We start from the raw sequence: 25,290 nt of genomic DNA on the forward strand, positions 1-25,290 counted from the left end.
CCTTGGCCCGCACCTTGTCGAGACTATATAGTCGCGGTATGCCAAGCCAAGGCCTTGAAGGAAACCCCATGACACTCGGAACCAAACTCGCTTGGGACGACACGGTATTGCCGTTCCAGCTCGACAATGCAGATATTCGTGGCCGCGTTGCGCGGCTGGACGGGGTGCTTGATGGCATTCTCAAACAACACGCCTATCCCGCGCAGGTCGAGGCATTGGTCGCGGAAATGGCGCTGTTGACTGCTTTGATCGGACAAGCGATCAAAGTGCGGTGGAAATTGTCGCTTCAGGTGCAAACCAAAGGCGCGGTGCGCATGATCGCCACGGATTATTATGGTCCCGACGATGAAGGCCGCGCCGCCCGTATTCGCGCTTATGCCAGTTATGATGCTGACCGCTTGACCGATGCAGAGCCGTTTGCGCAATTGGGAGAAGGCTATTTTGCCATTCTGATCAACCAAGGTGACGAGGGCACGCAGCCCTACCAAGGCATCACGCCGCTGGATGGCGGATCGCTTGCCGCCTGTGCCGAGGCCTATTTTGCGCAATCGGAACAATTGCCAACGCGATTTTCGCTGTCCTTCGGGCGGTCCACGGAAAGGGGCGGGGACGAACATTGGCGTGCGGGCGGCATGATGTTGCAACATATGCCAAAAGCATCGCCTTTCGTTGCCGCAGGTGAAGGGACGGGCGATGGTGGGTTGCTGCGCCCTGCGGATTTGGTAGAGGGCAACGCCGAAGAAAACTGGGGCAGGGTCAATATCTTGCTCGATACGGTCGAGGATCTGGAATTGATCGGCCCGAGCGTGCCGCCCACGGATCTTCTGGTGCGCCTCTTCCACGAGGAAAGCCCGCGCGTGTTCGACGCGCAATCGGTGCGCTTTGGGTGTTCGTGTTCTGAGGAGCGCGTGCGGCAGAGCCTGTCGATCTATTCGGCAAAGGACATTGAAAAGATGACCACGCCCGAGGGCCGCGTCACCGCAGATTGCCAGTTTTGCTCGGCGCATTATGATCTCGACCCGAAAACCGTCGGCTTCGAGGCCGAGATACCCCCCGAAGGTCCTTCGTCGTGAACGATGGCGCCAGCAACAACCGTCCTGCGATTTTCGCGCCGGTGATGCGGGCGCTGGACCGGGCGGCAGTCCCGTCGTCGGATTTCGACTTCGATTCGACGACACGGGTCCCCGGGCGGGAGTTGCGCGCAGCCGGTGTCTTGGTGCCGCTGATCGAGCGGGCGAACGGGTTGCAGATGATCCTGACAAAACGCGCGTCGCATCTCAAACATCATCCGGGGCAGATCGCCTTTCCCGGCGGCAAGCAAGACCCAGGTGATCGCGATGCAATCGACGCGGCTTTGCGTGAGGCGGAAGAAGAGATCGGATTGACACGCCGCAAGGTGGACGTCTTGGGGGTTTTGCCCACCCATGAGACCGGAACAGGGTTCTTAATGACCCCGGTTTTGGCGCGGGTGACCGAGAATTTTGTGCCTGTTCCCGAGGCGGGCGAAGTCGAGGTGGTATTTGAGGTGCCCTTGGCGCATGTCGCGGATCCGGCACGGTTCGTTGTGCAATCACGATATTGGGGCGGGACATTGCGGCAGTATTTTACTGTGCCCTATGGGCCCTATTATATTTGGGGTGCAACGGCGCGGGTCTTGCGCAGCCTCGCGGACCGGATGGGCGAATGAGCTTAGAGCTGGCCGGCGCAGAGTGGTTGACCGCCGCACCCACGCAGGCGGTATGCGCGATGTTGGAAGGCGCCGGGTATCAGGCTTTGTTTGTGGGGGGATGCGTGCGCAATGCGCTGATTGGTGCGCCGGTTTCGGATATTGATATTTCCACCGATGCGCGGCCTGATCGGGTGATGGAATTGGCCGAGGCCGCCGGTTTTCGCGTCGTGCCCACGGGAATCGCGCATGGCACGGTGACGGTCATCCACGGTGGTATCCCGCATGAAATCACTACGTTTCGCCGCGATGTGGAAACCGATGGTCGCCGGGCCGTTGTCGCCTTTGCCGAGACGGTCGAAGCAGATGCACATCGCCGTGATTTCACCATGAATGCGCTGTATTGTGATGCGCGCGGCACGGTGATTGATCCACTTGGTGGGTTGGCCGATCTGGTCGCGCGGCGCCTGCGGTTCATCGATGATGCCTCCGCGCGCATTGAAGAAGACTATTTGCGCATCCTGCGGTTTTTCCGGTTTCATGCTTGGTATGGTGATGCAAATGCGGGAATGGATGCCGATGCCTTGGCTGCGATCGCGGTGCATCTTGATGGTCTTGCGGGCCTGTCGGCGGAACGCGTGACATCCGAATTGCGCAAACTACTGACAGCACCGGATCCCGCGCCAGCCGTCGCCGCGATGCGCAGCACAGGCGTTTTGGCGCGTGTTCTTGAAGGGTGTGACGACCGTAGCCTGTCTTTGCTCGTGCATATCGAAGCGGACGTAGGGGCCGCGCCGGATCCGATGCGCCGCTTGGCGGTATTGGGCGGCGCCCCAGAGACGCAGTTGCGGCTTAGTAAAGCCGAAGCGGCGCGGTTGATCCGGTTGCGCGATGCGATTGGCGCGATGATGGACGGGGGCGAGATGGGGTATCGGATGGGTGTGGATATGGCCCGCGATGTTTTGTTGTTGCGTGCGGCCACGTTCGAAAGCCCATTCGATCATTCGGCTATGAGCGCTGCGCAAGGCGGCGCAGAGGCCGAGTTTCCGGTCAGGGCGCGGGATTTGATGCCAGACCTGCAAGGCGCGGCATTGGGCGCGCGTTTGGCGGAGCTTGAAACGCGGTGGATCGCATCAGGGTTTTCGCTCTCTCGTGCGGCGTTGCTGGGCGCTTAGGGCTTTCGCGGCACGGGTTTGCGCGCTATGCGGAGCGGATGAGCGAATATAAAATCCAACGATTGGGCCATCAAGGTGATGGCATTGCCGCCGGCCCCTTGTTTGCGCCCCTGACCCTCCCGGGGGAGGTGGTCACAGGGACGGCAGTCGGCACGCGGTTGACTGATATGCGTATTGTCACGCCGTCGGCGGACCGTGTTGCGGCACCGTGCCGGCATTTCAAATCCTGCGGTGGATGCCAGTTGCAGCACGCCAGCGATGAATTCGTTGCTCAGTGGAAGGTTGACGTGGTGCGCCGCGCCTTGGAGGCACAGGGATTGGAAGCCGAATTCCGCCCGATCAAAACCTCGCCGCCGCAAAGCCGCCGGCGCGCTGGATTTTCGGTGAAACGCACCAAAAAGGGCGCGATGGCGGGATTTCATGCGCGGGCTTCCGGTCTTGTGATCGAGATCCCGGATTGCAAACTGTTGCACCCTGATGTGATGGCGATGCGTCCCGCTGCCGAGGCTTTGGCGGTGCTGGGCGGATCGCGCAAGGGCGAGATGACGGTGATGGTCACGCGCTCGGTGGATGGGGCGGATATTGCGGTCACGGGCGGTAAGCCGGTTGATGATGTCTTGCGGACTGGCTTACCCGCGATTGCCGAGCAATATGATTTGGCACGGCTGACATGGGACGATGAAACGATCGCCACCCGTCGTCCGCCGCGTCAGGCCTTTGGTCGCGCGTTGGTCGTGCCGCCCGCAGGTGCATTTTTACAGGCGACAGATGCCGGCGAGGCGGCGTTGGTGCAGGCGGTGCGCGAAATCGTTGGGGATGCCGCGCAGGTGGTCGACCTGTTTGCCGGATGCGGCACCTTTGCCTTACCATTGGCGGAAGGTGCCGAGGTGCACGCAGTTGAGGGCGATGCAGCGATGGTCGCGGCTTTGGATCGCGGGTGGCGCGGTGCGCAGGCGCTCAAGAAAGTCAGCCATGAGGCGCGCGATTTGTTCCGCCGTCCGTTGATGCCGGACGAGTTGAAAAAATTTGACGTGGCGGTGATTGATCCGCCGCGCGCCGGTGCCGAGGCGCAGGTGGCTGAATTATGCGCCGCAACGGTGCCGCGTATCGCATTCGTATCCTGTAATCCGGTCAGTTTCGCCCGTGATGCCAAGGCCTTGATTGATGCGGGATATGTCATGGAATGGGTGCAGGTGATCGACCAGTTCCGCTGGTCTGCGCATGTGGAGCTTGTGGCGGCCTTTCGCCGGGCGTGAAAAACCTTGCTGCGTGGCTGCGGCTCGGGCTTTGCGAATTCCGCAGGGTTTGCTATGAGCGGGTCAAAACAACAGCGTTGATTTTCGATGCGAGCGGGCAAACATCATGGCAATTTTTCGGGCATTCTTTCTTTTGGTTGCGCTTTTCGGACTGGCCTCTTGCGGCGGGCTGCGCGGCTACAATGGTCCCGAGGTGACGCAGGTTTTAGTCTATAAACAGAACCGGACGATGTATCTGCTGCATCACGGTGAGGTGTTGAAGAAATATGATATCGGGCTTGGGTTCGCACCGGATGGCCATAAGGCTCAAGAAGGCGACGGGCGCACGCCGGAGGGCGATTACCTGATCGACCGGCGTAATCCAAACAGCGAGTTTCACCTGTCTGTCGGGATCAATTACCCCAATGCCACCGATATTGCGCGGGCTGAAGCGCGCGGCGTTTCCCCCGGCGGCGACATATTTATTCACGGGCAACCGAACCGTGCCAAGGGCAATAAATTGCCGCGCGCTGATTGGACCGCAGGGTGTATTTCCGTGCGCAACCGCGAGATCGAGCAAATCTATGCGATGGTCAATGATGGCACGCCGATCCGGATTTACCCCTGACAGCTGAATACCTGATGTATGCATGCCTTGCATAGCGCCCGAATGAAAACGGCCGCCTCGAAAGGCGGCCGTTGTTTTTCTGCTGTGCTGCGGGTTAATCGCCCATGATTAATGTCCACCAGATTTTGCCATTGCTTTCCTGATGCCATGCAAAACCCATATTGACCGCGCGTTTGTCGAGAACCACGTCGCGGGTATCGGGTTGCTCCATCCAAGCGCCAAGTGTTTCGACTTCGGTCTCGTAGGTTTCCGAGATATTCTCGCCGAGCATCGTGCCAGTATATCCGACGCGGCGCACCCGGTCGATTGGCGAAGAGCCATCAGAGCCGAAATGCCACGGACGGTTCTGGATCGACATATCGCGCGAATGGGTGGCGGCGGCGGCGGTCAGCTGTGGGTCAAGCGTAACCGGCTGCGCGCCAGAGGCGCTGCGCAGGGCATTGACCGAATCAAGCATGCGATACTGCATCTTGGCTTCGCCGGTGTTCGGGATGCGATAAAGACGCGGTAGGGGTTTGCCATCGGGGCCGAGGGTCGGCTCGCTCGGCGTACAGGCCGCAAGGCTCAGCGCAGAGATGAGGGCAATTGCAATGGGTCGGATCATAGGGCTCACCTGAATCTTGTGTTCACCAGCCTTATCCTGCGCGCCGTTGCGTTTCAAACCCACATGCGCGTGAGAATGCGAGTTAACAGTTGTTTGATTTGCGACTGCGGCTTTCGCGCCATATATCAGGAGGCAATTGAAAGCGTCCGGTCCGGAGATCACGTTATGAATACCAATAAACCATCCAGCCGCCGCGCCTTTTTGGCGGGTGGTGCTGCATTTTTGGGCACGCCGGCCCTTGTCGGGCGTGCTTTTGCACAAACCACCGACGTGAACGGCGATGATACCGTCGAGCTAGAGCATGATGTCACCGAGGTTGTACGCCGCAATATTTCCAGCTTCCGTTCGCTGGACTGGCGGCCGTATTTCTCGAATTTGAAGAATGGCGCGGTTTTGGTCGATATTACGTCGCGGGCCTTGCATTATTGGTCCGAGGACGAAAGCATCTATAAGCTTTACCCGTCCAGCGTGCCGCTATCCGATGATTTGACCCGCCTTGGCCGCACTTCGGTGATCAAAAAGGTCGAAGGCCCAAGCTGGCGCCCGACGCCGTCCATGATCAAGCGCAATCCAGAATGGCCGCCGTATGTCGGGCCGGGGCCGGACAATCCGCTTGGTACGCATGCGCTTTATCTCAGCTGGACATACTACCGGATTCACGGCACGCATGACACGCGCAAAATCGGGCGTCGGTCGTCCAATGGCTGTATCGGGCTTTATAACGAGCATATTGCCGAGCTTTTCGGCCTGACCAAGGTCGGCACCCAAGTGTTGCTTATTTGACAAACTTCCGTTGAGTCGGCAGGTTAGAAATAATCTAGTGTTTGCAATCAAGAATGTTTGATGGTTAGAAAACGCTACGAGGTTTAGTCTTGGGGCCTGTCCGTGTCATGTTTGGCCGGTATGCAGGCGAATATCTGGAGAACACTACTATGAAAAAGATCGCACTCGCCGCCGCTTTCGCTGCTGCTGCAACCACCGCTTCGGCAGGCAACATGGCAGAGCCCATGATGGACGCGCCGGTTATCGTTGAAGAAACTGCTTCCTCCTCGGCTTCGGGCATCTTGATCCCGCTGCTGGTTCTGGCAGTTGTCGCAGCGGCCGTTGCAAACGACTAAGAATTGGCCCTTCAGGGCAGATTCGAAAGGCGGAGGGTTTTCCCTCCGCCTTTTGCGTTTTATGGCCGGATGACAGCGCCGGTTTTTTGCACCCCGTCAGGGGTGCCCAATATAGAAAAAGCGCCGCAGCTCCTTGAAGCGCGGCGCTTTTCTCATGGTTTCGAGCAGATGAGCGTTACGCCAACCAGCCTGCCAGGTTTTCTTCGATAACACCGCAGAGGGCGCGAATATGCCCCGGATCATCGTTGAGGCAGGGAATATAGAGAAACTCCTCACCGCCTGCATGTACGAAGCTCTCGCGAATTTCTTCGTTGATCTCTTCGAGCGTTTCGATGCAATCGGCGGCAAAGGCCGGGGCAATGACGGCGATGTTCTTTTTACCCTCTTCCTTGGCCAAACGCGCGACTTCCTTGACGGTATAGGGTTTGAGCCACTCTTCTGGGCCAAACACCGATTGGAAGGTTGTGGTGATTTGTGTCTCGTCCCATCCCAGCCGTTCACGCAAGAGGCGCGTGGTTTTCTGGCATTTGCAATGATAGGGATCGCCTTGCGTCAAATAGCGTTCCGGCATGCCGTGGTAGGAGACAACCAAGAGGTCCGGCTTTTTCGTGGCTGTTTCATAGGCACGTTCGACAGATGCGGCCAGAGCATCGATATAGTCGGGGTTTTCGAAGTATTCGGGCACCGTGCGTGCCGCCGGCTGTGCCGTTTGCTTCATCAGCGCGCGGAAAAATTCATCGTTTGCGGTGGCGGTCGTGGCCCCCGCGCATTGCGGATAAAGCGGGAAAAACAGGATTTTGGTGCATCCGGCTTTGACCATTTCGTCGACTTTGGATTTGGTCGACGGGTTGCCGTAGCGCATGGCGAAATCCACCATGACCTGATCGCCGTAGCGCGTATGCAATTCGGTGCGGATCGCGGCCGTTTGATCCCGCGTGATGGTCAACAGCGGGCTTTCATTTTTTTCCGTGTTCCAAATGGATCTGTAGGCGGCACCTGATGTAAAGGGCCGCTTGCTCAAGATGATCAGTTGAAGCAGCGGTTGCCATTTCCATTTGGGGTAATCAATGACCCGTTGGTCGGACAAAAATTCGTTTAGGTACCGGCGCATCGACCAGTAATCTGTACCGTCTGGGGTGCCGAGGTTGGCGATAATCACGCCGACTTTGGCTGCAGGCACCTTCGGATGGTCCTTTGGCGCATGAGCGGGGCAGGTGGCGTGGATGGATGCATCCGGCATCGGGCTCTCCTCGTGGGTGGCGGTAACGGCATACAGGTTTCACCGGACATAGTGGAAACGCCCGATGGTTCAACATTTTTCACCGCAGGTGCGTCGATCTATGCAGCGCTAAAGGGGTGTGAGCGGCGTTTCATCGGTTCCCAAGGCATCGGCAAGGCGTTGCGAAGCGGATCCCGGGCGCAGGGGTTTTTGTTGGCTGTCGTCCGGGGCCCATCCGGTGAGTACGGTCAATTCGAACGTGGCTTTGATTCGTTTGGTTTGGGCGGCAGCTATGGTGTTTACGGCACCCGTAGCATCCTCTGCGGCGAAATGCTGTGCATAGATTTCTGCCGCGCGGGTGAAAACGGCGCGCCGTGTCGGGCGGCGCAATCGGGACGTCAGCGCGTTATTTTCCCCCATTGCCCGCAGATCATGCATCAAATGCAGCGCCGATTTATACGTCACAGTGAGCGGCACGCTATCTGCGACCGGCAGCGCAAAACCGGCCCGTTGCAACAATCCGCCAAGATCGCGAATTTCCCCCATCGGGGCGACGCGCGGGCTTAGCCCGCCGGTCACCTCGCTTTCGGCCTGCGCCAGAGCCGCACGCAATTCTGACAGGGTTTGGCCGCCGAAAAACACCGCGAGGAATAGCCCGTCAGGGCGCAGGGCGCGGCGCGCTTGCACCAATTGCCCGACCGGATCATCGGACCAATGCAGCGCCATCGCATGCACCACCAGATCATGCGCTTGCGGGGCGAGGTTCAAAGCGTCTTCATCGGCGACGATTTGTGCAGTGTCAAAATTTTGTCGCCAAAATCCGTCATGACCGGTGACAAGGGCCATGTCGGTAAAGGTTCTGTTAACCATCGCGAGTCGATCATTAATCTCCTCTGCGGCGGATTCGTGCAGGAAGCTGGCGAATCCCTTTGCGGCGCGCGTGCGGTTGCGCAAGAGGGCGGTCCGGTCGGTGAGAGATGGGTTTTGCGTCATGGCGCGAACCATAGGAGGGGGAGCATGGGAATTCAAACGGCATTGCGTGTTGTTTACCCGCCACGGTGCCTCAGTTGCGGCGATGCGGTCGAAAGCGATTTCGGCCTATGTGGTCCCTGTTGGCGCGACACGCCTTTTATCATTGACCCGTGCTGTGATGCCTGCGGCGCGCCCTTGCCCGAAGGGCTGGGGGATGTATCCGGTGCGGTGATGAAATGCGACGCCTGCCTTGATCATCCGCGCCCGTGGGTGCGGGGGCGGGCGGCGCTTTTATACGAAGGCAAAGGCCGCGATTTGGTTTTGGCGCTCAAACATGGGGACCGGCATGAAATCGTCCGGCCGGCGGCGAAATGGATGGCGCGGCGCGCGCATTTCTTGTTGGCCCCGCAGATATTGGTTGCGCCGATCCCGTTGCATTGGACGCGGATGCTCAAACGGCGGTTCAATCAATCGGCGCTGCTGGCCGAAGCTTTGGCACATGAATTGGGTCTCGCTTATTGCCCCGACCTGTTGCAACGCCCGACCCGTACCGCGCAACTCAAAGGCATGGATCACGCTGCGCGGTTTCAGGAATTGGAAGGCGCCATCACCGTTCATCCCAAGCGGCGCCACCGAATAGCGGGACGGTCGGTGCTATTGGTGGATGATGTCTTGACCTCTGGCGCGACGCTTCACGCAGCAACACAGGTTTGTTTACAAGCTGGTGCCAAAGATGTGCGCATCGCGGCCCTCGCACGCGTTGCAAAAGAGGCCTAAATCTCCGACAACGAAACAAAACCGGAGAAACGCGATGAACCCTGTCTTGATATACACCACGTCGACATGTGGCTTTTGCCACGCGGCGAAACGCCTTTTGAAAGAAAAAGACGTCAACTTTCAAGAGGTTGATGTGACAGCCGACCCATCACGGCGCGCCGAAATGACGCAAAAGGCCAATGGCGGGCGCACCGTGCCGCAGATTTTCATCGGGGATACCCATGTCGGCGGCTGTGATGATCTTTATGCCATGGAAAACGCGGGTAAGCTCGACGCGCTTTTGGCGGGTTAGGCGATGAAAACCGCGCTGTTGCAGATCACGTCGTCGGATGATCCCGCGCATAACCTTGCGATGATGCGGGCCATGCTGCGCGAGGCGGCGGAGCATGGCGCGGGTTTTGCTTTGTTGCCAGAGGTGTGCAATTGCCTCTCGACCTCTCGTAGCCATCAAAATGCGGTGCTGCAGCGCGAGGAAGAGGATTTGGTTCTCGCGGGCTTGTGTGACACGGCGCGGGCGCTGGGTATTTGGGTGCTGATCGGATCTTTGGGGTTAAAGACCGGCGATGCAGGCGGGCGGTTTGCCAACCGGTCGTTTGTGGTCGATCCCGATGGCGCGGTAAAAGCCCGCTATGACAAACTGCATATGTTTGATGTGCAGGTCAGCGAGACAGAGACCTTTCGCGAAAGCGACGGTTACCGTCCGGGAACACATGCACAAATCTGCGAAACGCCCTTCGGTGTGCTGGGCCTGTCGATCTGTTACGATATTCGCTTTGCCTATCTGTACCGCGCCTTGGCCAAGGCGGGCGCGCAGATATTGACCGTTCCGGCGGCGTTTTCGCCCGTAACCGGCGCGGCACATTGGGAGCCATTGCTGCGCGCCCGCGCGATCGAGACGGGGAGTTATGTTTTGGCCCCCGCGCAGGTCGGCGCGCATGATATCAGCCGTGGTAAACCCCGCAGCACCTACGGGCATTCCATGGTGGTGGCACCGTGGGGCGAGGTTTTGCTCGATATGGGAACTGAAACGGGCATCGGGTATGTCGATTTGGACCTTGATGCCGTGACCAAGGCGCGGGCACGAGTGCCGGCCTTGACCCATGATCAGGGCTTTCGCGGGCCTTGACGCATGGCGCGCGGGCGTTAAAGCAGTAAGTGTTATGAATGCTACCGCAAATAATGCTCTCGCTGTTGCCTTGTTCAGCGAAATCCTGACCGCCGATCAATTGGTGCGCAATCGGCTCAGCCGTGTCTTGCCCAAGGGGATGGAGATCTCGCATTTTTCGGTGCTCAACCATCTGGCGCATGCGGGGGCGGAACGCAGCCCCGCGCAATTGGCCAAGACATTTCATGTCACCCGAGGCGCTATGACAAATACGCTGCGCAAACTGGAATGGGCGGGCTATGTGCATATTCGCCCTGATTGGGACGATGCGCGGCGTAAAATGGTCGCCATCAGCCCCGCAGGACGTCAGGCGCGCGAGGCGGCGCTTGCGGCGATTTCACCGATGATCACGGATTTGGTCCATGATCTGGGCGGTGAAAAAGTGCGGGCGGTGCTGCCGATTTTGCGCGATCTGCGGGCCAAGCTTGAATAGGGTTAAGACGTCGGCTTGAGGCTGGCGGTGACGTAATTGACGCTCAAATCGCGGTCCGACAGGGACCATTTCCATGAGATCGGGTTGAACACGAATCCCTTGCGGTCCACCGGTTTCAATCCGGCAGTCTCGATCAATTTATAAAGCTCGTCCGGCGTGATGAATTTGCTCCACTCATGGGTGCCTTTGGGCAGCCAGCGCATGATCACTTCGGCACCGACGATGGCGACGGCGAAACTTTTGGGATTGCGGTTGATGGTCGAGCAAATCATCAACCCGCCGGGTTTGAGCAACATCCGGCAGGCGGTGGTATAGGCCTGCGGGTCGGAGACATGTTCGACCACTTCCATATTCAGCACCACATCGAATTCTTCGCCGTCATCGGCCAAGGATTCGGCGGTGACATTGCGATAGTCGATAGTGAGGCCAGAGGATTCGGCGTGGACTTGCGCGACGGGGATGTTGCCTGCGGCCGCATCGGCGCCAACGACTGTCGCGCCAAGGCGGGCCATAGGTTCGCTGAGCAATCCGCCGCCGCATCCGATATCCAAAATGCGCAGTCCCTCAAACGGGCGGGCCGTCTCCAGATCGCGACCAAACTCGGCGGCGATTTGCGCCGTGATATAATCCAACCGGCAGGGGTTGAGCATATGAAGCGGCTTGAACTTGCCGTTCGGATCCCACCATTCGGCGGCCATGGCTTCGAATTTTGCGACTTCGGCGGGATCGACGGTGTTTTGGGCGGTTTGCATTTTGCTCTCCCTGTGATCTTCTGGGGTCATCGCAGGCGCTGGTGCGTCAAGCTTAGGGCTCTATATAGGACAGTCATGGACAGAATCTCAGGCCAAAAGAGCGCAGTGCAGTATTTATATCCACCGATCGAGCCGTTTGATCAACGGATGCTGGATGTGGGCGATGGACATAGCATTTATGTCGAGCAATCGGGCAACCCCGACGGGCGGCCTGTTGTTGTGCTTCATGGCGGTCCGGGCGGCGGATGCAGCCCCGCGATGCGGCGGTATTTCGATCCCGAAGTTTATCGGGTGATTTTGTTTGATCAACGTGGCTGCGGGCGCTCAAAACCCTATGCCAGCGTGACCGACAACACGACGTGGCATCTGGTCCGCGATATCGAGATGATTCGCGCCGCGCTGGGCATTGATGCCTGGGTGGTTTTTGGCGGCAGTTGGGGCGCGACGCTCTCGCTTATCTATGCGCAAACCCATCCCGAACGGGCGCAACATCTGGTGCTGCGCGGCGTGTTCACGATGACGCAGGCCGAATTGGATTGGTTTTACGGCGGCGGCGCAGGGCAGTTTTGGCCCGACACATGGGACCGGTTTTGCGCACCCATTCCCGAGGATGAGCGCGGCGATATGATCGCCGCCTATCACAAGCGGCTCTTTAGCGGTGATCGCGCCGAAGAGGTCAAATTCGGCAAGACATGGGCGGCGTGGGAAAACGCGCTCGCGACGGTGAACTCCACCGGTTACAGCGGCGAGGGTGCCGGTGAATATGCCCGCGCCTTCAGCCGTTTGGAAAATCATTATTTCACCCATGCCGGATGGCTTGAGGAAGACGGGCATATCATGAACCGGATGAGCCGTATTTCGCATATTCCGGCACATATTGTGCAAGGGCGGTATGATATGATCTGTCCGCCTGTGACGGCTTACCGGTTGGCAGAAGTATGGCCGGGCGCGGAATTGCGCATGGTTCCGGTTGCGGGACATGCGTTGTCAGAGGTCGGGATTTCCGCAGAATTGGTGCGAATCATGGATCGGATGGCCTTGTCCGGTGGTCCGAAAGTGGCGGGATAAGTCGATGGCGGGTAAGGGCAGCGGGTTTTGGAACTGGATGGCACCGCGATATGCGCGCGCCAAGATCCGTGATGAAGCTTCCTATCAACGCAAGCTGGACGAAACGCGCGCGGTGCTGAATGACGGGATGCGGGTGCTTGAGATCGGCTGCGGCACCGGCACCACGGCGGTCGCGCATGCGCCCTTTGTGCGTTCGATCCTCGGGATTGATTACTCCGACAAGATGGTCGAGATCGCGCGGGGCCGTGCCGCGGATGCCGGTGTCGAGAATGCGCGTTTCGAAGTGGGTAGCATTGGCGCGCTCAACGCCGGACCGGCAAGTTACGAGGCGGTTTTGGCGATGAATATCTTGCATCTCTTGCCGGACTACGCGCAGGCGATCGAGACGGCCTATAAGGTGCTCCCGCCGGGGGGCTATTTTATTTCCTCCACCGCCTGCATCGGGCGCGGGTTCATGCCGATCAAAATCCTGCTCACGGTTTTGTCGCGTTTGGGGATTTTTCCCAAGGTGCAATATTTGTCGCAAGACGAGCTTTTGGGCGAAATGCGCCGAACGGGATTCGAGGTGATCACTTCATGGAAGCCCCCGTCAAGGATGGCCGCGACATTCGTCATCGCGCGCCGCCCCTCTGCCGCCTATTGAACCGCGCCGGGGCCATGGCACCGCGCATGGCGCGGTCTGCCGTGGGGCACTCTGACAAAAGCCTTGCACATGGGGCATCATCGGCATATATCGCTTGCAACAGCGGCGCCGAGAGACTTCGAGGCACCACCGAGAACGATCAACGGGCCGCGCGCCCGTTTTTTTGTGCTTGCTTCACCGACCGGCGTTCAAGCCGGATCGAACGAGACGATAGATTGACATGACGTCCCATGTGGGGCGCAACCGATAGGACCAGCAGGGCCGATATGAGCAACGACCTGATTGCCAAAGCAGCGATGGACCGGCGACTTGCCGAGATCATTACCCCCGTCATCGAGGACATGGGGTATGAATTGGTGCGCGTGCGCTTGATGAGCGGCAAGACCAATATTTTGCAGATCATGGCCGACAAACCCGAAGGTGGTATCGAGGTCGATGATTGCGCGAAAATCTCGACGGCGCTGGGCGCGGTTCTGGATGTTGAAGACCCGATCAGCGACGAATACGCGCTTGAAGTCTCCAGCCCCGGCATTGACCGCCCGCTGACGCGGCTCAAAGATTTTGATATGTTCGAAGGTTATGAGGCCAAAATCGAGACCGGCGAATTGATCGACGGACGCCGCCGTTTCAAGGGCGTTCTGGCAGGGATCGAAGGCAACGAGGTTTTGATCAACCTTGAAGAGGGCAAGGAAACCGTGACCGTGGGGTTGCAGTTTGATTGGCTGAGCGATGCGAAATTGGTTTTGACCGATGAGTTGATCAAAGAGATGCTGCGCCAGCGCAAGGCGGCGGGCGTATTGAATGAAGACGGTTTTGACGAGATCGAGACCGATGCCGACACTGAAACCGATTTAAACGAAGAGTAACGCCGCCACGGCGCATGTTCCGAGGAGAACCTGAGAATGGCAATTACATCTGCAAACCAGCTTGAGCTGCTGCAAACAGCCGAAGCGGTTGCCCGCGAAAAGATGATCGACCCCGGTTTGGTGGTTGAGGCGATGGAAGAGAGCCTCGCCCGCGCGGCCAAGAGCCGTTACGGCTCGGAGATGGATATTCGTGTTGATATCGACCGCAAGACCGGCCGCGCGACATTCACCCGCGTGCGCACTGTGGTTGAAGATGAGGAATTGGAAAACTACCAATCCGAATTGACCGTTGAGCAGGCCAAGCAGTATCTTGAAAACCCTGTTGTTGGTGACACTTACGTTGAAGAAGTGCCGCCCGTCGAAATGGGCCGGATCGCGGCGCAATCGGCCAAGCAGGTGATCTTGCAAAAGGTGCGCGAAGCCGAACGTGATCGCCAGTTCGAAGAATTCAAAGATCGTGCCGGCACCATCATCAACGGTGTGGTCAAACGTGAAGAATACGGCAACGTTATCGTCGATGTGGGTCGCGGCGAAGGCATCTTGCGCCGCAATGAAAAAATCGGCCGCGAAGCTTATCGCCCGAATGATCGCGTGCGGTGCTACATCAAGGACGTGCGCCGCGAGGCCCGCGGCCCGCAGATTTTCCTGTCGCGTACGGCGCCGGAATTCATGGCCGAATTGTTCAAAATGGAAGTGCCGGAAATCTATGACGGCATTATCGAAATCAAGGCCGTGGCCCGTGATCCCGGATCGCGCGCGAAGATCGCGGTGATTTCCTACGACAGCGGCATTGATCCCGTGGGCGCATGTGTTGGTATGCGCGGCAGCCGGGTGCAGGCGGTCGTCAACGAGCTTCAGGGCGAGAAAATCGACATCATTCCGTGGAACGAAGATCAACCGACCTTCCTTGTGAACGCATTGCAACCCGCCGAAGTGACCAAAGTGGTTCTCGACGAGGAAGCGGAACGTATCGAGGTTGTCGTCCCGGACGAGCAGCTGTCGCTCGCCATTGGTCGCCGGGGTCAAAACGTGCGTCTGGCATCGCAATTGACCGGGCTTGATATCGACATCATGACCGAGGCCGAAGAATCCGAACGTCGCCAGAAAGAATTCGAAATCCGCACCAAGCTGTTTATGGATGCTTTGGACGTGGATGAGTTTTTTGCGCAGCTTCTTGTATCTGAAGGCTTCACCAACCTCGAAGAGGTCGGGTATGTCGAATTGGACGAATTGTTGGTCATTGACGGTGTGGATGAAGACACGGCGCAGGAACTGCAAACCCGTGCGCGTGAAACGCTTGAGGCTGCTGCCAAGGCGGCGCTTGCCCATGCGCGCGAGTTGGGCGCCGAAGACAGCCTTATTGAATTTGAAGGCCTGACCCCCCAAATGGTCGAAGTGCTGGCCGAAGACGGGGTGAAGACCCTCGAAGATTTCGCCACATGTGCGGATTGGGAATTGGCCGGCGGTTGGACTACCGACGGCGGCGAACGCATCAAAGACGATGGTTTGCTGGAAAAATTCGATGTCAGCCTCGAAGAGGCACAGAACATGGTCATGACCGCGCGCGTTATGCTGGGCTGGGTGGATCCGGCCGAGTTGGAAGCTGCCAAAGCCGAAGCCAGTGAGGCGGGCGAAGGTGAAGGTGATGACACCGCGACCGAGGAGGCCGAGGCCTAAGGGTCTCGGGACTGGAGCCACGCATGGGTCGAGCCGGTGTAGATAAATCCCGCGAAGACGGGCCAGAGCGGAAGTGTATTGCCACGGGCGATACCCATCCTACCTCTGACATGATCCGTTTTGTTGTCGGGCCGGACGGGCAGATCGTTGCGGATGTCATGGGTAAATTGCCCGGACGCGGGATTTGGGTTCTGGCGACCCGTGATGCGCTGGAGGTCGCGGTGGGCAAAGGTCTTTTTGCGCGCGCTGCCAAACAGGCGGTCACTGTGCCGGAGGACCTTATCGTGACGCTCGAAGCGCAATTGGCGCGGCGGGTGATTGACCTTGTGAGTTTGGCCCGTAAGGGGGGACGCGCAGTGTCGGGATATGAAAAGGTGAAAGACTGGCTCTATAAAGACGATGCCAAAGTGCTTTTGCAGGCCTCTGACGGGTCCGAGCGCGGCAAGTCAAAACTGAGCACGCCCGAGGGCGGAAAATTCATTGGATGGCTGACAGCGGATGAGCTGGGTCAGGCATTCGGGCGCGAAACCACAATCCACGCCGCACTGGGCTATGGAGGTTTGGCGCAACGTGTTGTAGAGGAAGCGGCAAGGCTGAAAGGCCTGCGCGTTTCGGACGGCGGGAAGGCTCGCCGGAAAGGGAAGTAGACCACATGAGCGACGACAACGACGGCAAAAAGACTTTGGGAGTCCGTGGTGGCCCCCGCGCGGGCAACGTGAAGCAAAGCTTCAGCCACGGCCGGACCAAAAACGTCGTGGTGGAAACCAAACGCAAGCGCGTTGTGGTGCCGAAGCCCGGTGCTTCGAAACCTGGTGCCACTGGCAATCCTGCGCTTGGAGATCCCTCCAAACGTCCCGCAGGGATCACCGACGCCGAGATGGAGCGCCGTTTGAAGGCGTTGCAGGCTGCGAAAGCCCGCGAGGCAGAAGATGCCGCGAAACGCGAAGCCGATGAAAAGGCCCGCGACGCAGAGCGTCAACGCCGCCGCGATGAAGCGGAAGCCAAAGAGCGCGAAGAGCGCGAGCGCGAAGCCGCGCTGAAGGCCAAAGCCGAGGAAGAAGCGCGCGCCAAACGTGCCGCCGAAGATGCGGCCAAGGCCGCTGCCGAAGCTGCTGCGAACCCGCCTGCGGGCGAGCCCGCCGCGCCGCGCGCGCAGCGCACTGCGCCTCCGGCCGGGGGTGCTCCGGCGCGCCGTCCTGAAAAAGAAGATCGCCAAAACCGCGGCAAAGCTCGCGATGATGGCCGCCGTTCGGGCAAATTGACCTTGAACCAGGCCCTGCGTGGCGGTGAAGGCGGGCGTCCGAAATCCATGGCGGCAATGAAGCGCAAGCAAGAGCGCGCGCGTCAAAAAGCAATGGGCACGCAAGAGCGCGAAAAGGTCGTGCGCGACGTGCAATTGCCCGAAGCCATCGTGGTGTCGGAATTGGCAAACCGTATGGCAGAACGTGTCGCGGATGTTGTCAAAGCCTTGATGAACAACGGTATGATGGTGACGCAGAACCAAACCATTGATGCCGATACTGCGGAATTGATCATCGAAGAGTTCGGCCACAAGGTCGTGCGCGTGTCAGATTCGGATGTTGAAGACGTCATCAATATCATCGAAGACAAGGACGAAGACCTGCAATCGCGCCCACCGGTCATTACGATCATGGGTCACGTTGACCATGGTAAGACGTCGCTCTTGGACGCTATTCGGAACGCGAAAGTGGTGTCCGGCGAAGCCGGTGGCATCACGCAGCACATCGGTGCCTATCAGGTGAAAACCGAAGGTGGCGCGCTCTTGAGTTTCCTCGATACGCCGGGCCACGCGGCCTTTACCTCGATGCGGTCACGCGGTGCGCAGGTCACCGATATCGTGGTTCTGGTTGTTGCGGCGGATGATTCGGTAATGCCGCAAACGATCGAAGCCATCAACCACGCCAAGGCGGCGAATGTGCCGATGATCGTGGCGATCAACAAATGTGACAAACCCGAAGCGGATCCGATGAAGGTGCGCACCGAGTTGTTGCAACATGAGGTGATCGTCGAAGCCATGTCCGGCGAAGTGCAGGATGTCGAGGTTTCGGCCCATACCGGCCAAGGTTTGGATCAACTGCTCGAAGCGATCGCGCTTCAAGCTGAAATTCTCGAACTTAAAGCCAATCCAAATCGCGCCGCACAGGGCGCGGTGATCGAGGCGCAATTGGACGTGGGCCGCGGACCTGTCGCGACGGTTCTGGTGCAAAACGGCACCCTGCGCCAAGGCGACATTTTCGTTGTTGGCGAGCAATACGGTAAGGTCCGCGCGCTTATCAACGACAAGGGCGAGCGCGTGCAAGAGGCCGGCCCATCGGTTCCGGTCGAGGTTCTCGGTCTCAACGGCACACCGGAAGCCGGCGATGTGTTGAACGTCACCACCACCGAGGCGCAGGCGCGCGAGATTGCAGAATACCGTGAGAAAGCCGCGAAAGATAAACGCGCGGCGGTCGGGGCGGCAACGACGCTTGAACAATTGATGAGCAAGGCAAAAGAAGACCAGAACGTTTCTGAGTTGCCGATCCTCCTCAAAGCCGACGTGCAAGGGTCCGCCGAAGCCATCGTGCAAGCGATGGAAAAAATCGGTAACGACGAGGTTCGGGTGCGGGTTCTGCATTCAGGCGTTGGTGCGATCACGGAAAGCGACATTGGTCTGGCGGAAGCCTCCGGCGCGCCGGTCTTCGGCTTTAACGTGCGGGCCAATGCGCCTGCGCGCAACAGTGCCAACCAAAAGGGTGTCGAGATCCGCTATTACTCGGTGATCTATGACCTTGTGGATGACGTGAAAGCAGCGGCCTCGGGCCTGCTCAGCGCGGAAATTCGCGAGCACTTCATCGGCTATGCGCAGATCAAAGAGGTCTTCAAAGTCACGGGTGTTGGCAAGGTTGCCGGTTGTATCGTCACCGAAGGCGTTGCGCGCCGTTCCGCCGGCGTGCGGCTCTTGCGTGATGATGTGGTGATCCATGAGGGCACGCTGAAAACGCTGAAACGCTTCAAGGATGAGGTCAAAGAAGTCCTCTCCGGTCAAGAATGCGGTATGGCTTTCGAGAACTACGACGACATTCGTCCCAACGATGTTATCGAGATTTTCGAGCGCGAAGAGGTGACGCGGACCCTGAGCTAAGGGTCACGCCCCATTTGGGGGCGCGCAACAAGATACGGAAAAAGGGGCTTGGCAAAATTGCCGAGCCCCTTTTTCTTTCCCACTTTAATTGTTGGGGCGACAATGATGGGCGCTGCCAGTCCGATCAAGGCCACTTCGCCAACGTGGGAAGCTCGTAGTCACTGTTAAATGCTGGGCGCAGATTGTGCCCGAACCATGTAGTATGAGTGGTGTCGTAAGTTGCGGCTCAGGCCGCGTCGGACACGGGCTTTCCGGTAAAGGTTTTGTCGCCGACACGGACTTCGACTTTGCCGTTCGGAAGGGCGCGAACAAAGGTTCCCTGAACGGATATATAGCTGCCCATAACGATAGTGCGTAGCATTTCGATTCTCCCCAATTACGAAATGTAGTGGTTAAAGTCCCGAGTCAAATTGTCCCCAACTCAGCATCGTGGTTAATGTTGTTACAAATTTGAGAAACAATATGAAGTATTATATTTGCAAAAAATGCAGAAATATTGTGCAAATCCCCATTTTCGTGGAAAATATCGGGCATATTCTATTGCATTTGGAAACAGTGGCAGGGCTAAAGCCAATCTCTGAGGATTGCAATCAGAGGTATATCGGCCGGTGGCATCGGGTAATCGCGCAGGTTCTGAGGCGCGACCCATTTCAGAGTTTGCCCTTCGCGTGGCTGCGGAATGCCCTCCCATTTGCGGCAGGCATACAGCGGCATCAGCAGATGGAAGTTTTCGTAGCTATGCGAGGCAAAGGTCAGCGGTGCGAGGCAGGAATTCCAGGTTTCGATGCCCAATTCCTCGTGCAATTCGCGCACCAAGGCGGATTCGGGGGTTTCCTCGGGTTCAACTTTGCCACCGGGGAATTCCCAAAGGCCGGCCATGGTTTTTCCTGCGGGGCGTTGAGCGAGCAGAACACGCCCGTCGCTGTCGATTAGGGCGACAGCAGACACCAGAAGCACGGTCATGAGCGGTAATCGGCATTGATGTCGATATAGCCGTGGGTCAAATCGCAGGTCCAAACCGTTGCCGTGCCAGAGCCAAGCCCAATGTCGACGCCAATTTTGATGTTCTCGCCTTTCATATGGGCGGCGGCATCGGCCTCATCATAATCAGGGTGCACCCAACCGTTTTCGGCGACGCGGACGTTGCCAAAGCTGATGCCCAGCAAATCGCGGTCAGCGGCCGCGCCGGATTTGCCAACCGCCATGACGATGCGGCCCCAATTGGGATCTTCGCCTGCAATGGCGGTTTTGACCAAGGGGGAATTGGCAATCGAAAGCGCATGGGTGCGGGCATCGGCATCATTGGCCGCGCCGGAAACGGTGATTTCGACGAACTTGGTCGCGCCTTCGCCGTCGCGGATCACTTGATGTGCAAGATCAAGCATGACGTCATGCATGGCCGTGGCAAAATCCGCATTGCCGGTCACATCGATGCCCGAGGCCCCCGTTGCGCAGGCGATTAATGTGTCCGAGGTCGATGTGTCGCTGTCGACGGTGATGCAGTTGAAGGTGTTTTGGGTATGGGCCGAGATCAGCGATTGGAGCGCCGGTCGCGCGATCTTTGCATCCGTGAAGATATAGACCAGCATCGTCGCCATATCCGGTGCGATCATACCGGAACCTTTGGCAATCCCTGCAATTTTGACCGTTTGGCCATCGACGGTCACCTGCGCTGATGCGCCTTTGGGGAAGGTGTCCGTGGTCATGATGGCGCGGGCGGCGGGTTCAATCGTGTCTGCTGCGAGACCCTCTTTCAATTCCGCCAGTTTTGCGGTGATCCGTGTGTCGGGCAGAACTTCGCCGATCACCCCTGTGGAAGAGGAAAACACCCGCGCTTCGGGCAGGCCCAGTGTGTCGGCTACGGCGGTTACTACCGCCTTGGCGGCCTTGGCGCCGTTGGTGCCGGTAAAGGCGTTGGCATTGCCGGAATTGACGATGATCGCCGCGCCGCTGCTGGCGTCGCCGCCGATCTTTTCTTGGCAATCAAGCACCGCCGCCGAACGCGTACTTGAGCGGGTGAAGGTGCCGGCAATCGCGGTCCCGGGGATTAATTCTGCCAACATCACATCGGTGCGTCCGGCGTAGCGCACCCCAGCTTGGGTCGTGGCAAAGCGCACCCCGTCGATCACCGGCAAATCGGGAAACCGCGTGGGGGCCAGAGGGGATTGTGTGGTGATCTTGGCCATATCAGCGGTCCATGAGGTCCGGCTTGCTCAAGACGGCAGGATCAATTTCTGTCTCGGCGCTGCGGTCAATTTCCGCCTCGTTGGTCAATTCTGCAATGCGGGCTTCGACAACCTCTTTGCGGATTGTGTCTTCCAGCTCGGCGCGCACGGTTTCAAGGCTGGGTGCATCGGCAAAACGTTTTTCATTCAACAAGATCACATGCCAACCAAATTGTGTTTCGACCGGTCCAGAAACATCGCCTTCGCTGAGGTTTGTCACCGCATCTTCGAACGGTTTGACCATCATACCGGCGCCGAACCATCCCAAAGATCCGCCGTTCGGGCCAGAGGGGCCGGTCGATTTTTCTTTGGCGAGGGCGGCGAAATCGGCCCCGGCCTCGATTTCTTCGATCAAGGCTTTGGCGGCCTCTTCGGTTTCGACGAGAATGTGCGAGGCATTGTATTCGGGTGCTGGATCGGCGCTGCCGTAAACTTCGTCATAGGCGGCTTTGATGTCGTCTTCGGTGGCGGCTCCGGCCAACAGGCCGTTAATCACCTCGGAGGCAAGGAGCGAACGTTTCTGGTTTTCAAGCACGATGCCGACATATTTCGGCACAGGCCCGTCGAAGGATTGCGACAACACGGTTTGCTGGACCAATTGGTCTAGGATTCCGGTGAACAGAACGTCATCGGGCAATTGTTTGTATTGTTCGGGCAGGCTTGACCGCGCGACGACCATTTGGCCCAATGTGATGTCTTCGCCGTTGATGGTGGCAACAACGGTATCGGCGTTGGGCTCTTCGGCCCGAACAGGCGCGCCCCACGCCAATGTGATGGCAAGAGTGGACGCGAGCGCAGCGCCAAGAAGCGTGCGAGGGGCAAGACTGAGGGTTCGGTGCATCGTTTGGTCCTTCAAGAGAGGCGCCAAGGCCGCGCGGCGTTGACACGGGTTTAGTGGCCCCTTACATCGCCTTGTGAACAAGGCCAAGAGCGCTGTTTGCACCCGTTGTAGGGCGCGGCGCGAAACGGGGCAAGCACCCAAGAGGCCACAATATCGTCAACGACCGGAACGGATAGAGAATGCTGGGACTCGGAACACTCGCCAAAAAGGTTTTCGGGACACCGAATGATCGTAAAATAAAGGCGACGCGCCCGATTGTTGAGAAGATCAACGCGCTCGAGCCCGAGTTTGAAAAACTTTCCGATGAGGGCATCATCGCCAAAACCGCCGAGTTTTCGGAGCGGGCCAAGAACGGTGAGAGCCTTGACGCGCTTTTGCCGGAAGCGTTTGCCAATTGTCGTGAGGCGGCGCGCCGTGCCTTGGGGCTTAGGGCGTTTGACACGCAATTGATGGGCGGGATCTTCCTGCATCAAGGTAATATTTCCGAGATGAAGACCGGCGAGGGTAAAACCCTTGTGGCGACCTTCCCCTCCTACCTCAATGCGCTGACGGGCAAGGGCGTGCATATCGTCACGGTCAACGATTACCTTGCCAAACGTGACGCCGAATGGATGAGCAAAGTTTATGGGGCATTGGGTCTGACCACGGGGGTTGTTTATCCCGGCCAGCCCGAGACCGAAAAACAAGCCGCCTATGGCGCCGATGTCACCTATGCGACGAATAACGAGCTTGGCTTCGATTATCTGCGCGACAATATGAAGGCCGAACTTTCGCAAATGTTCCAACGCGGGCATAATTTTGCGGTGGTGGATGAGGTCGACAGCATCCTGATTGACGAGGCACGCACGCCTTTGATCATTTCCGGCCCGTCCGAGGACCGTTCGGAGCTTTATAAAACCATCGATACCGTGATCCCCGAATTGACGGATGAGCATTATACGATCGATGAAAAAACCCGTTCGGTGACCTATACCGAAGAGGGCAATGATTTCCTCGAAAACCTGCTGTTGTCGCGCGGGCTTCTCGAAGAAGGCACGACGCTTTATGATGCGGAAAACACCACCGTGGTGCACCACGTCAACCAAGCCTTGCGCGCGCACAAGCTGTTCAACAAAGACAAAGATTACATCGTGCGCGGCCAGGATGTGGTGTTGATTGATGAATTCACCGGACGGATGATGGCCGGACGCCGGTTGTCCGAAGGATTGCATCAGGCAATCGAAGCCAAAGAAGGCGTGACGATTCAACCGGAAAACACCACATTGGCGCAGGTGACCTTCCAAAACTATTTCCGTCTTTACGATACCCTGTCGGGCATGACCGGCACGGCGGTCACCGAGGCCGAAGAATTTGCGGAAATCTACGGGCTTGGCGTGGTCGAAGTGCCGACCAACCGTCCGATCCAACGGGTCGATGAAGACGATGCCGTCTATCGCACCGCGCGCGAAAAATATGCGGCCATCGTCGAGACGATCAAAGAGGCGACCGCAAAGGGGCAACCGATCCTCGTTGGCACCACGTCGATTGAGAAATCCGAGGCCCTGTCGCAGATGCTGGATACGGCGGGCATCAAACATGACGTGCTCAACGCCCGTCAGCACGAACGTGAAGCGCAGATCGTGGCCGATGCGGGTAAATTCGGCGCAGTGACGATTGCCACCAACATGGCCGGTCGCGGGACCGACATTCAACTTGGCGGCAACGTCGAGATGAAGGTTCTTGAAGCCCTTGAAGCCGATCCCGAGGCGGATCCCGATACCGTGCGTCGCCGGATCGAAGCCGAACACGCCGAAGAAAAACAACGGGTTCTGGATGCGGGGGGACTGTTTGTTTTGGCCACCGAACGCCACGAAAGCCGCCGTATCGATAACCAATTGCGAGGTCGCTCCGGCCGTCAGGGTGATCCGGGGCGCTCGTCGTTCTTCCTTTCGCTCGAAGACGATTTGATGCGGATTTTCGGCTCTGAGCGGTTGGAAAAAGTGCTGTCATCGTTGGGCATGAAAGAGGGCGAGGCGATTGTGCACCCTTGGGTGAATAAGTCGTTGGAACGGGCGCAGGCCAAGGTTGAAGGCCGCAACTTTGACATTCGTAAACAGCTTTTGAAATTCGATGATGTGATGAACGAGCAGCGTAAAGTTATCTTTGCGCAACGTCTCGACATCATGAAAGCTGAAGACCTGTCGGAGATCACCGAGGATATGCGCGAGCAGGTCATTGACGATATGGTCGATGAGTTCATGCCGCCGAAAACCTATGCGGATCAGTGGAATGTCGAGGGGCTTTATGCCGCCGTGATCGAGCGGCTCAACCTTGATCTGCCGGTGATCGAATGGGCCGCCGAAGAAGGCGTCGATGACGAAGAAATCGCGGAGCGTCTGGAAAAGGCCACAGCCGAGCAGATGGCGCAAAAGGCCGAGCGTTTTGGGCCGGAAAACATGCGCCAGATCGAAAAGCAGATCTTGTTGCAAACCATTGACGGTAAATGGCGCGAGCATCTGTTGACGTTGGAACACCTGCGCTCTGTGGTGAATTTCCGTGCCTACGCGCAACGGGACCCGCTCAACGAATATAAAAACGAAGCCTTCCAATTGTTTGAAAGCATGCTCGACAGTTTGCGCGAGGATGTGACCCAACGCTTGTCGCGGGTTGAACCGATGAGCGAAGAGCAGCAACAGCAGATGTTGGCGCAGATCGCCCAGCAGCAGGCCCAACTGCAAGGTGCGGCGGATGCAGCGCAGGCCGCAGCGGACGCGCCCGAAGGGGCCGCATTAGAAGGTTTCGACGAAAGCGATCCCGCGACATGGGGTAACCCCGCGCGCAATGATTTGTGTCCGTGCGGGTCCGGTAAAAAGTTCAAACATTGCCACGGTAAACTGCTTTAGAATTTTGACTTTTAAGCAAGCAGGCCACGATGCAGGGGTGCGTCGTGGCCTGTTCGCGTTCGTTGACGACCCTGCGGGGCCACTCACTCGGACATGCGATTCGTTAATTTTGCCTTAATTTTGTCGGAATGACTCCCCGCGCATGCCATATGCAGACCGCTTTTTGCGCCCACATTGGGCCTTGTTAAGAGTGAGCTCATGG

At 58.2% G+C, this 25,290-nt stretch carries 26 protein-coding genes; 18 read left to right on the plus strand and 8 right to left on the minus strand.

Annotated elements, in window-relative coordinates; translation table 11 throughout:
- The first annotated feature begins 68 nt into the window (after nt 1-68).
- From hslO to DI396_RS09205, 5 genes are all read left to right on the plus strand, one after another.
- Nucleotides 69-1,073 carry an Hsp33 family molecular chaperone HslO gene (gene hslO, locus DI396_RS09185; protein WP_110795916.1) on the plus strand — a complete coding sequence of 335 codons (1,005 nt, stop codon included), beginning with the start codon at nt 69-71 and terminating at the stop codon, nt 1,071-1,073.
- A 44-nt stretch (nt 1,074-1,117) separates the two neighbouring features.
- Nucleotides 1,118-1,687, plus strand: coding sequence for a CoA pyrophosphatase (locus DI396_RS09190; RefSeq protein ID WP_110796044.1), 570 nt, complete (start codon nt 1,118-1,120; stop codon nt 1,685-1,687).
- On the plus strand, nt 1,684-2,841 hold the full coding sequence (locus DI396_RS09195; RefSeq protein WP_110795917.1) for a CCA tRNA nucleotidyltransferase: 1,158 nt from the start codon (nt 1,684-1,686) through the stop codon (nt 2,839-2,841). The genes DI396_RS09190 and DI396_RS09195 overlap by 4 nt, the downstream gene beginning before the upstream one ends.
- A 38-nt stretch (nt 2,842-2,879) precedes the next feature.
- On the plus strand, nt 2,880-4,097 hold the full coding sequence (locus tag DI396_RS09200; protein ID WP_110795918.1) for a class I SAM-dependent RNA methyltransferase: 1,218 nt from the start codon (nt 2,880-2,882) through the stop codon (nt 4,095-4,097).
- A gap of 106 nt (nt 4,098-4,203) precedes the next feature.
- The gene (locus DI396_RS09205) at nt 4,204-4,704 is read left to right on the plus strand and encodes a L,D-transpeptidase family protein (protein ID WP_110795919.1); all 501 of its coding nucleotides are present in this window, start codon (nt 4,204-4,206) and stop codon (nt 4,702-4,704) included.
- A 94-nt stretch (nt 4,705-4,798) separates the two neighbouring features.
- On the opposite strand, the gene dalA is transcribed toward DI396_RS09205, so the two are convergent.
- On the minus strand, nt 4,799-5,308 hold the full coding sequence (gene dalA, locus DI396_RS09210) for a divisome-associated lipoprotein DalA (protein WP_110796045.1): 510 nt from the start codon (nt 5,306-5,308) through the stop codon (nt 4,799-4,801).
- Between the two features lie 165 nt (nt 5,309-5,473).
- Here dalA and DI396_RS09215 point away from each other — a divergent pair, with 165 nt between their 5' ends.
- Both DI396_RS09215 and DI396_RS09220 read left to right on the plus strand, forming a co-directional pair.
- Entirely contained in the window at nt 5,474-6,091 is a 618-nt protein-coding gene (locus tag DI396_RS09215; protein ID WP_110795920.1) for a L,D-transpeptidase, read from the plus strand.
- A 149-nt stretch (nt 6,092-6,240) separates the two neighbouring features.
- Nucleotides 6,241-6,426, plus strand: a complete 186-nt coding sequence (locus DI396_RS09220) for a hypothetical protein (protein ID WP_110795921.1) — start codon at nt 6,241-6,243, stop codon at nt 6,424-6,426.
- 175 nt (nt 6,427-6,601) lie between these two features.
- Here DI396_RS09220 and hemH read toward each other — a convergent pair whose 3' ends face one another.
- Entirely contained in the window at nt 6,602-7,666 is a 1,065-nt protein-coding gene (gene hemH / locus DI396_RS09225; protein ID WP_110795922.1) for a ferrochelatase, read from the minus strand.
- Between the two features lie 108 nt (nt 7,667-7,774).
- Nucleotides 7,775-8,638: a methyltransferase domain-containing protein gene (locus tag DI396_RS09230; protein ID WP_110796046.1), complete on the minus strand. Its 864-nt coding sequence runs from the start codon at nt 8,636-8,638 to the stop codon at nt 7,775-7,777.
- Between the two features lie 24 nt (nt 8,639-8,662).
- Between DI396_RS09230 and DI396_RS09235 the strand changes: the two genes are divergently transcribed.
- The 4 genes from DI396_RS09235 to DI396_RS09250 are packed head-to-tail and all read left to right on the plus strand — an operon-like array spanning nt 8,663 to nt 10,992.
- Nucleotides 8,663-9,394, plus strand: a complete 732-nt coding sequence (locus tag DI396_RS09235; RefSeq protein WP_110795923.1) for a ComF family protein — start codon at nt 8,663-8,665, stop codon at nt 9,392-9,394.
- Nucleotides 9,395-9,428: 34 nt separating this feature from the next.
- Complete coding sequence (gene grxC / locus DI396_RS09240; RefSeq protein WP_110795924.1) at nt 9,429-9,686, plus strand: glutaredoxin 3; 258 nt, start codon at nt 9,429-9,431, stop codon at nt 9,684-9,686.
- 3 nt (nt 9,687-9,689) lie between these two features.
- Complete coding sequence (locus DI396_RS09245) at nt 9,690-10,520, plus strand: carbon-nitrogen hydrolase family protein (protein WP_110795925.1); 831 nt, start codon at nt 9,690-9,692, stop codon at nt 10,518-10,520.
- Nucleotides 10,521-10,554: 34 nt separating this feature from the next.
- Nucleotides 10,555-10,992, plus strand: a complete 438-nt coding sequence (locus DI396_RS09250; RefSeq protein WP_110795926.1) for a MarR family winged helix-turn-helix transcriptional regulator — start codon at nt 10,555-10,557, stop codon at nt 10,990-10,992.
- Between the two features lie 2 nt (nt 10,993-10,994).
- Here the strand turns inward: DI396_RS09250 and ubiG are convergent, their stop codons facing one another.
- Complete coding sequence (ubiG, locus tag DI396_RS09255) at nt 10,995-11,744, minus strand: bifunctional 2-polyprenyl-6-hydroxyphenol methylase/3-demethylubiquinol 3-O-methyltransferase UbiG (protein ID WP_110795927.1); 750 nt, start codon at nt 11,742-11,744, stop codon at nt 10,995-10,997.
- Nucleotides 11,745-11,819: 75 nt separating this feature from the next.
- On the opposite strand from ubiG, the gene pip reads away from it, so the two are divergent.
- The 6 genes from pip (at nt 11,820) to infB (ending at nt 19,140) form a co-directional block, all read left to right on the plus strand.
- A complete protein-coding gene (gene pip, locus DI396_RS09260) occupies nt 11,820-12,812 on the plus strand; it encodes a prolyl aminopeptidase (protein ID WP_110795928.1) in 993 nt (330 codons plus the stop codon).
- 4 nt (nt 12,813-12,816) lie between these two features.
- On the plus strand, nt 12,817-13,455 hold the full coding sequence (locus DI396_RS09265; protein WP_162617195.1) for a class I SAM-dependent methyltransferase: 639 nt from the start codon (nt 12,817-12,819) through the stop codon (nt 13,453-13,455).
- A 266-nt stretch (nt 13,456-13,721) separates the two neighbouring features.
- Entirely contained in the window at nt 13,722-14,321 is a 600-nt protein-coding gene (gene rimP / locus DI396_RS09270) for a ribosome maturation factor RimP (RefSeq protein WP_110795930.1), read from the plus strand.
- Between the two features lie 36 nt (nt 14,322-14,357).
- The gene (gene nusA, locus DI396_RS09275; RefSeq protein WP_110795931.1) at nt 14,358-15,998 is read left to right on the plus strand and encodes a transcription termination factor NusA; all 1,641 of its coding nucleotides are present in this window, start codon (nt 14,358-14,360) and stop codon (nt 15,996-15,998) included.
- Between the two features lie 23 nt (nt 15,999-16,021).
- Nucleotides 16,022-16,645 (plus strand): RNA-binding protein, encoded by a 624-nt coding sequence (locus tag DI396_RS09280; protein WP_110795932.1) that lies wholly within the window; start codon nt 16,022-16,024, stop codon nt 16,643-16,645.
- Between the two features lie 5 nt (nt 16,646-16,650).
- The gene (infB, locus tag DI396_RS09285) at nt 16,651-19,140 is read left to right on the plus strand and encodes a translation initiation factor IF-2 (RefSeq protein ID WP_110795933.1); all 2,490 of its coding nucleotides are present in this window, start codon (nt 16,651-16,653) and stop codon (nt 19,138-19,140) included.
- Nucleotides 19,141-19,366: 226 nt separating this feature from the next.
- Here infB and DI396_RS16850 read toward each other — a convergent pair whose 3' ends face one another.
- The 4 genes from DI396_RS16850 to DI396_RS09300 form a co-directional block, all read right to left on the minus strand.
- The gene (locus DI396_RS16850) at nt 19,367-19,501 is read right to left on the minus strand and encodes a hypothetical protein (protein WP_268876841.1); all 135 of its coding nucleotides are present in this window, start codon (nt 19,499-19,501) and stop codon (nt 19,367-19,369) included.
- A gap of 203 nt (nt 19,502-19,704) precedes the next feature.
- Nucleotides 19,705-20,103: an 8-oxo-dGTP diphosphatase MutT gene (gene mutT / locus DI396_RS09290; RefSeq protein WP_110795934.1), complete on the minus strand. Its 399-nt coding sequence runs from the start codon at nt 20,101-20,103 to the stop codon at nt 19,705-19,707.
- Nucleotides 20,100-21,326, minus strand: a complete 1,227-nt coding sequence (gene argJ / locus DI396_RS09295) for a bifunctional glutamate N-acetyltransferase/amino-acid acetyltransferase ArgJ (protein ID WP_110795935.1) — start codon at nt 21,324-21,326, stop codon at nt 20,100-20,102. The genes mutT and argJ overlap by 4 nt, the downstream gene beginning before the upstream one ends.
- 1 nt (nt 21,327) lies before the next feature.
- The gene (locus tag DI396_RS09300; protein ID WP_110795936.1) at nt 21,328-22,206 is read right to left on the minus strand and encodes a peptidylprolyl isomerase; all 879 of its coding nucleotides are present in this window, start codon (nt 22,204-22,206) and stop codon (nt 21,328-21,330) included.
- Between the two features lie 179 nt (nt 22,207-22,385).
- On the opposite strand from DI396_RS09300, the gene secA reads away from it, so the two are divergent.
- Complete coding sequence (secA, locus tag DI396_RS09305; RefSeq protein ID WP_110795937.1) at nt 22,386-25,088, plus strand: preprotein translocase subunit SecA; 2,703 nt, start codon at nt 22,386-22,388, stop codon at nt 25,086-25,088.
- The last annotated feature ends 202 nt before the right edge of the window (nt 25,089-25,290 follow it).

Source organism: Litorivita pollutaquae (assembly GCF_003205515.1).
GTDB classification, from domain to species: Bacteria; Pseudomonadota; Alphaproteobacteria; order Rhodobacterales; family Rhodobacteraceae; genus Litorivita; species Litorivita pollutaquae.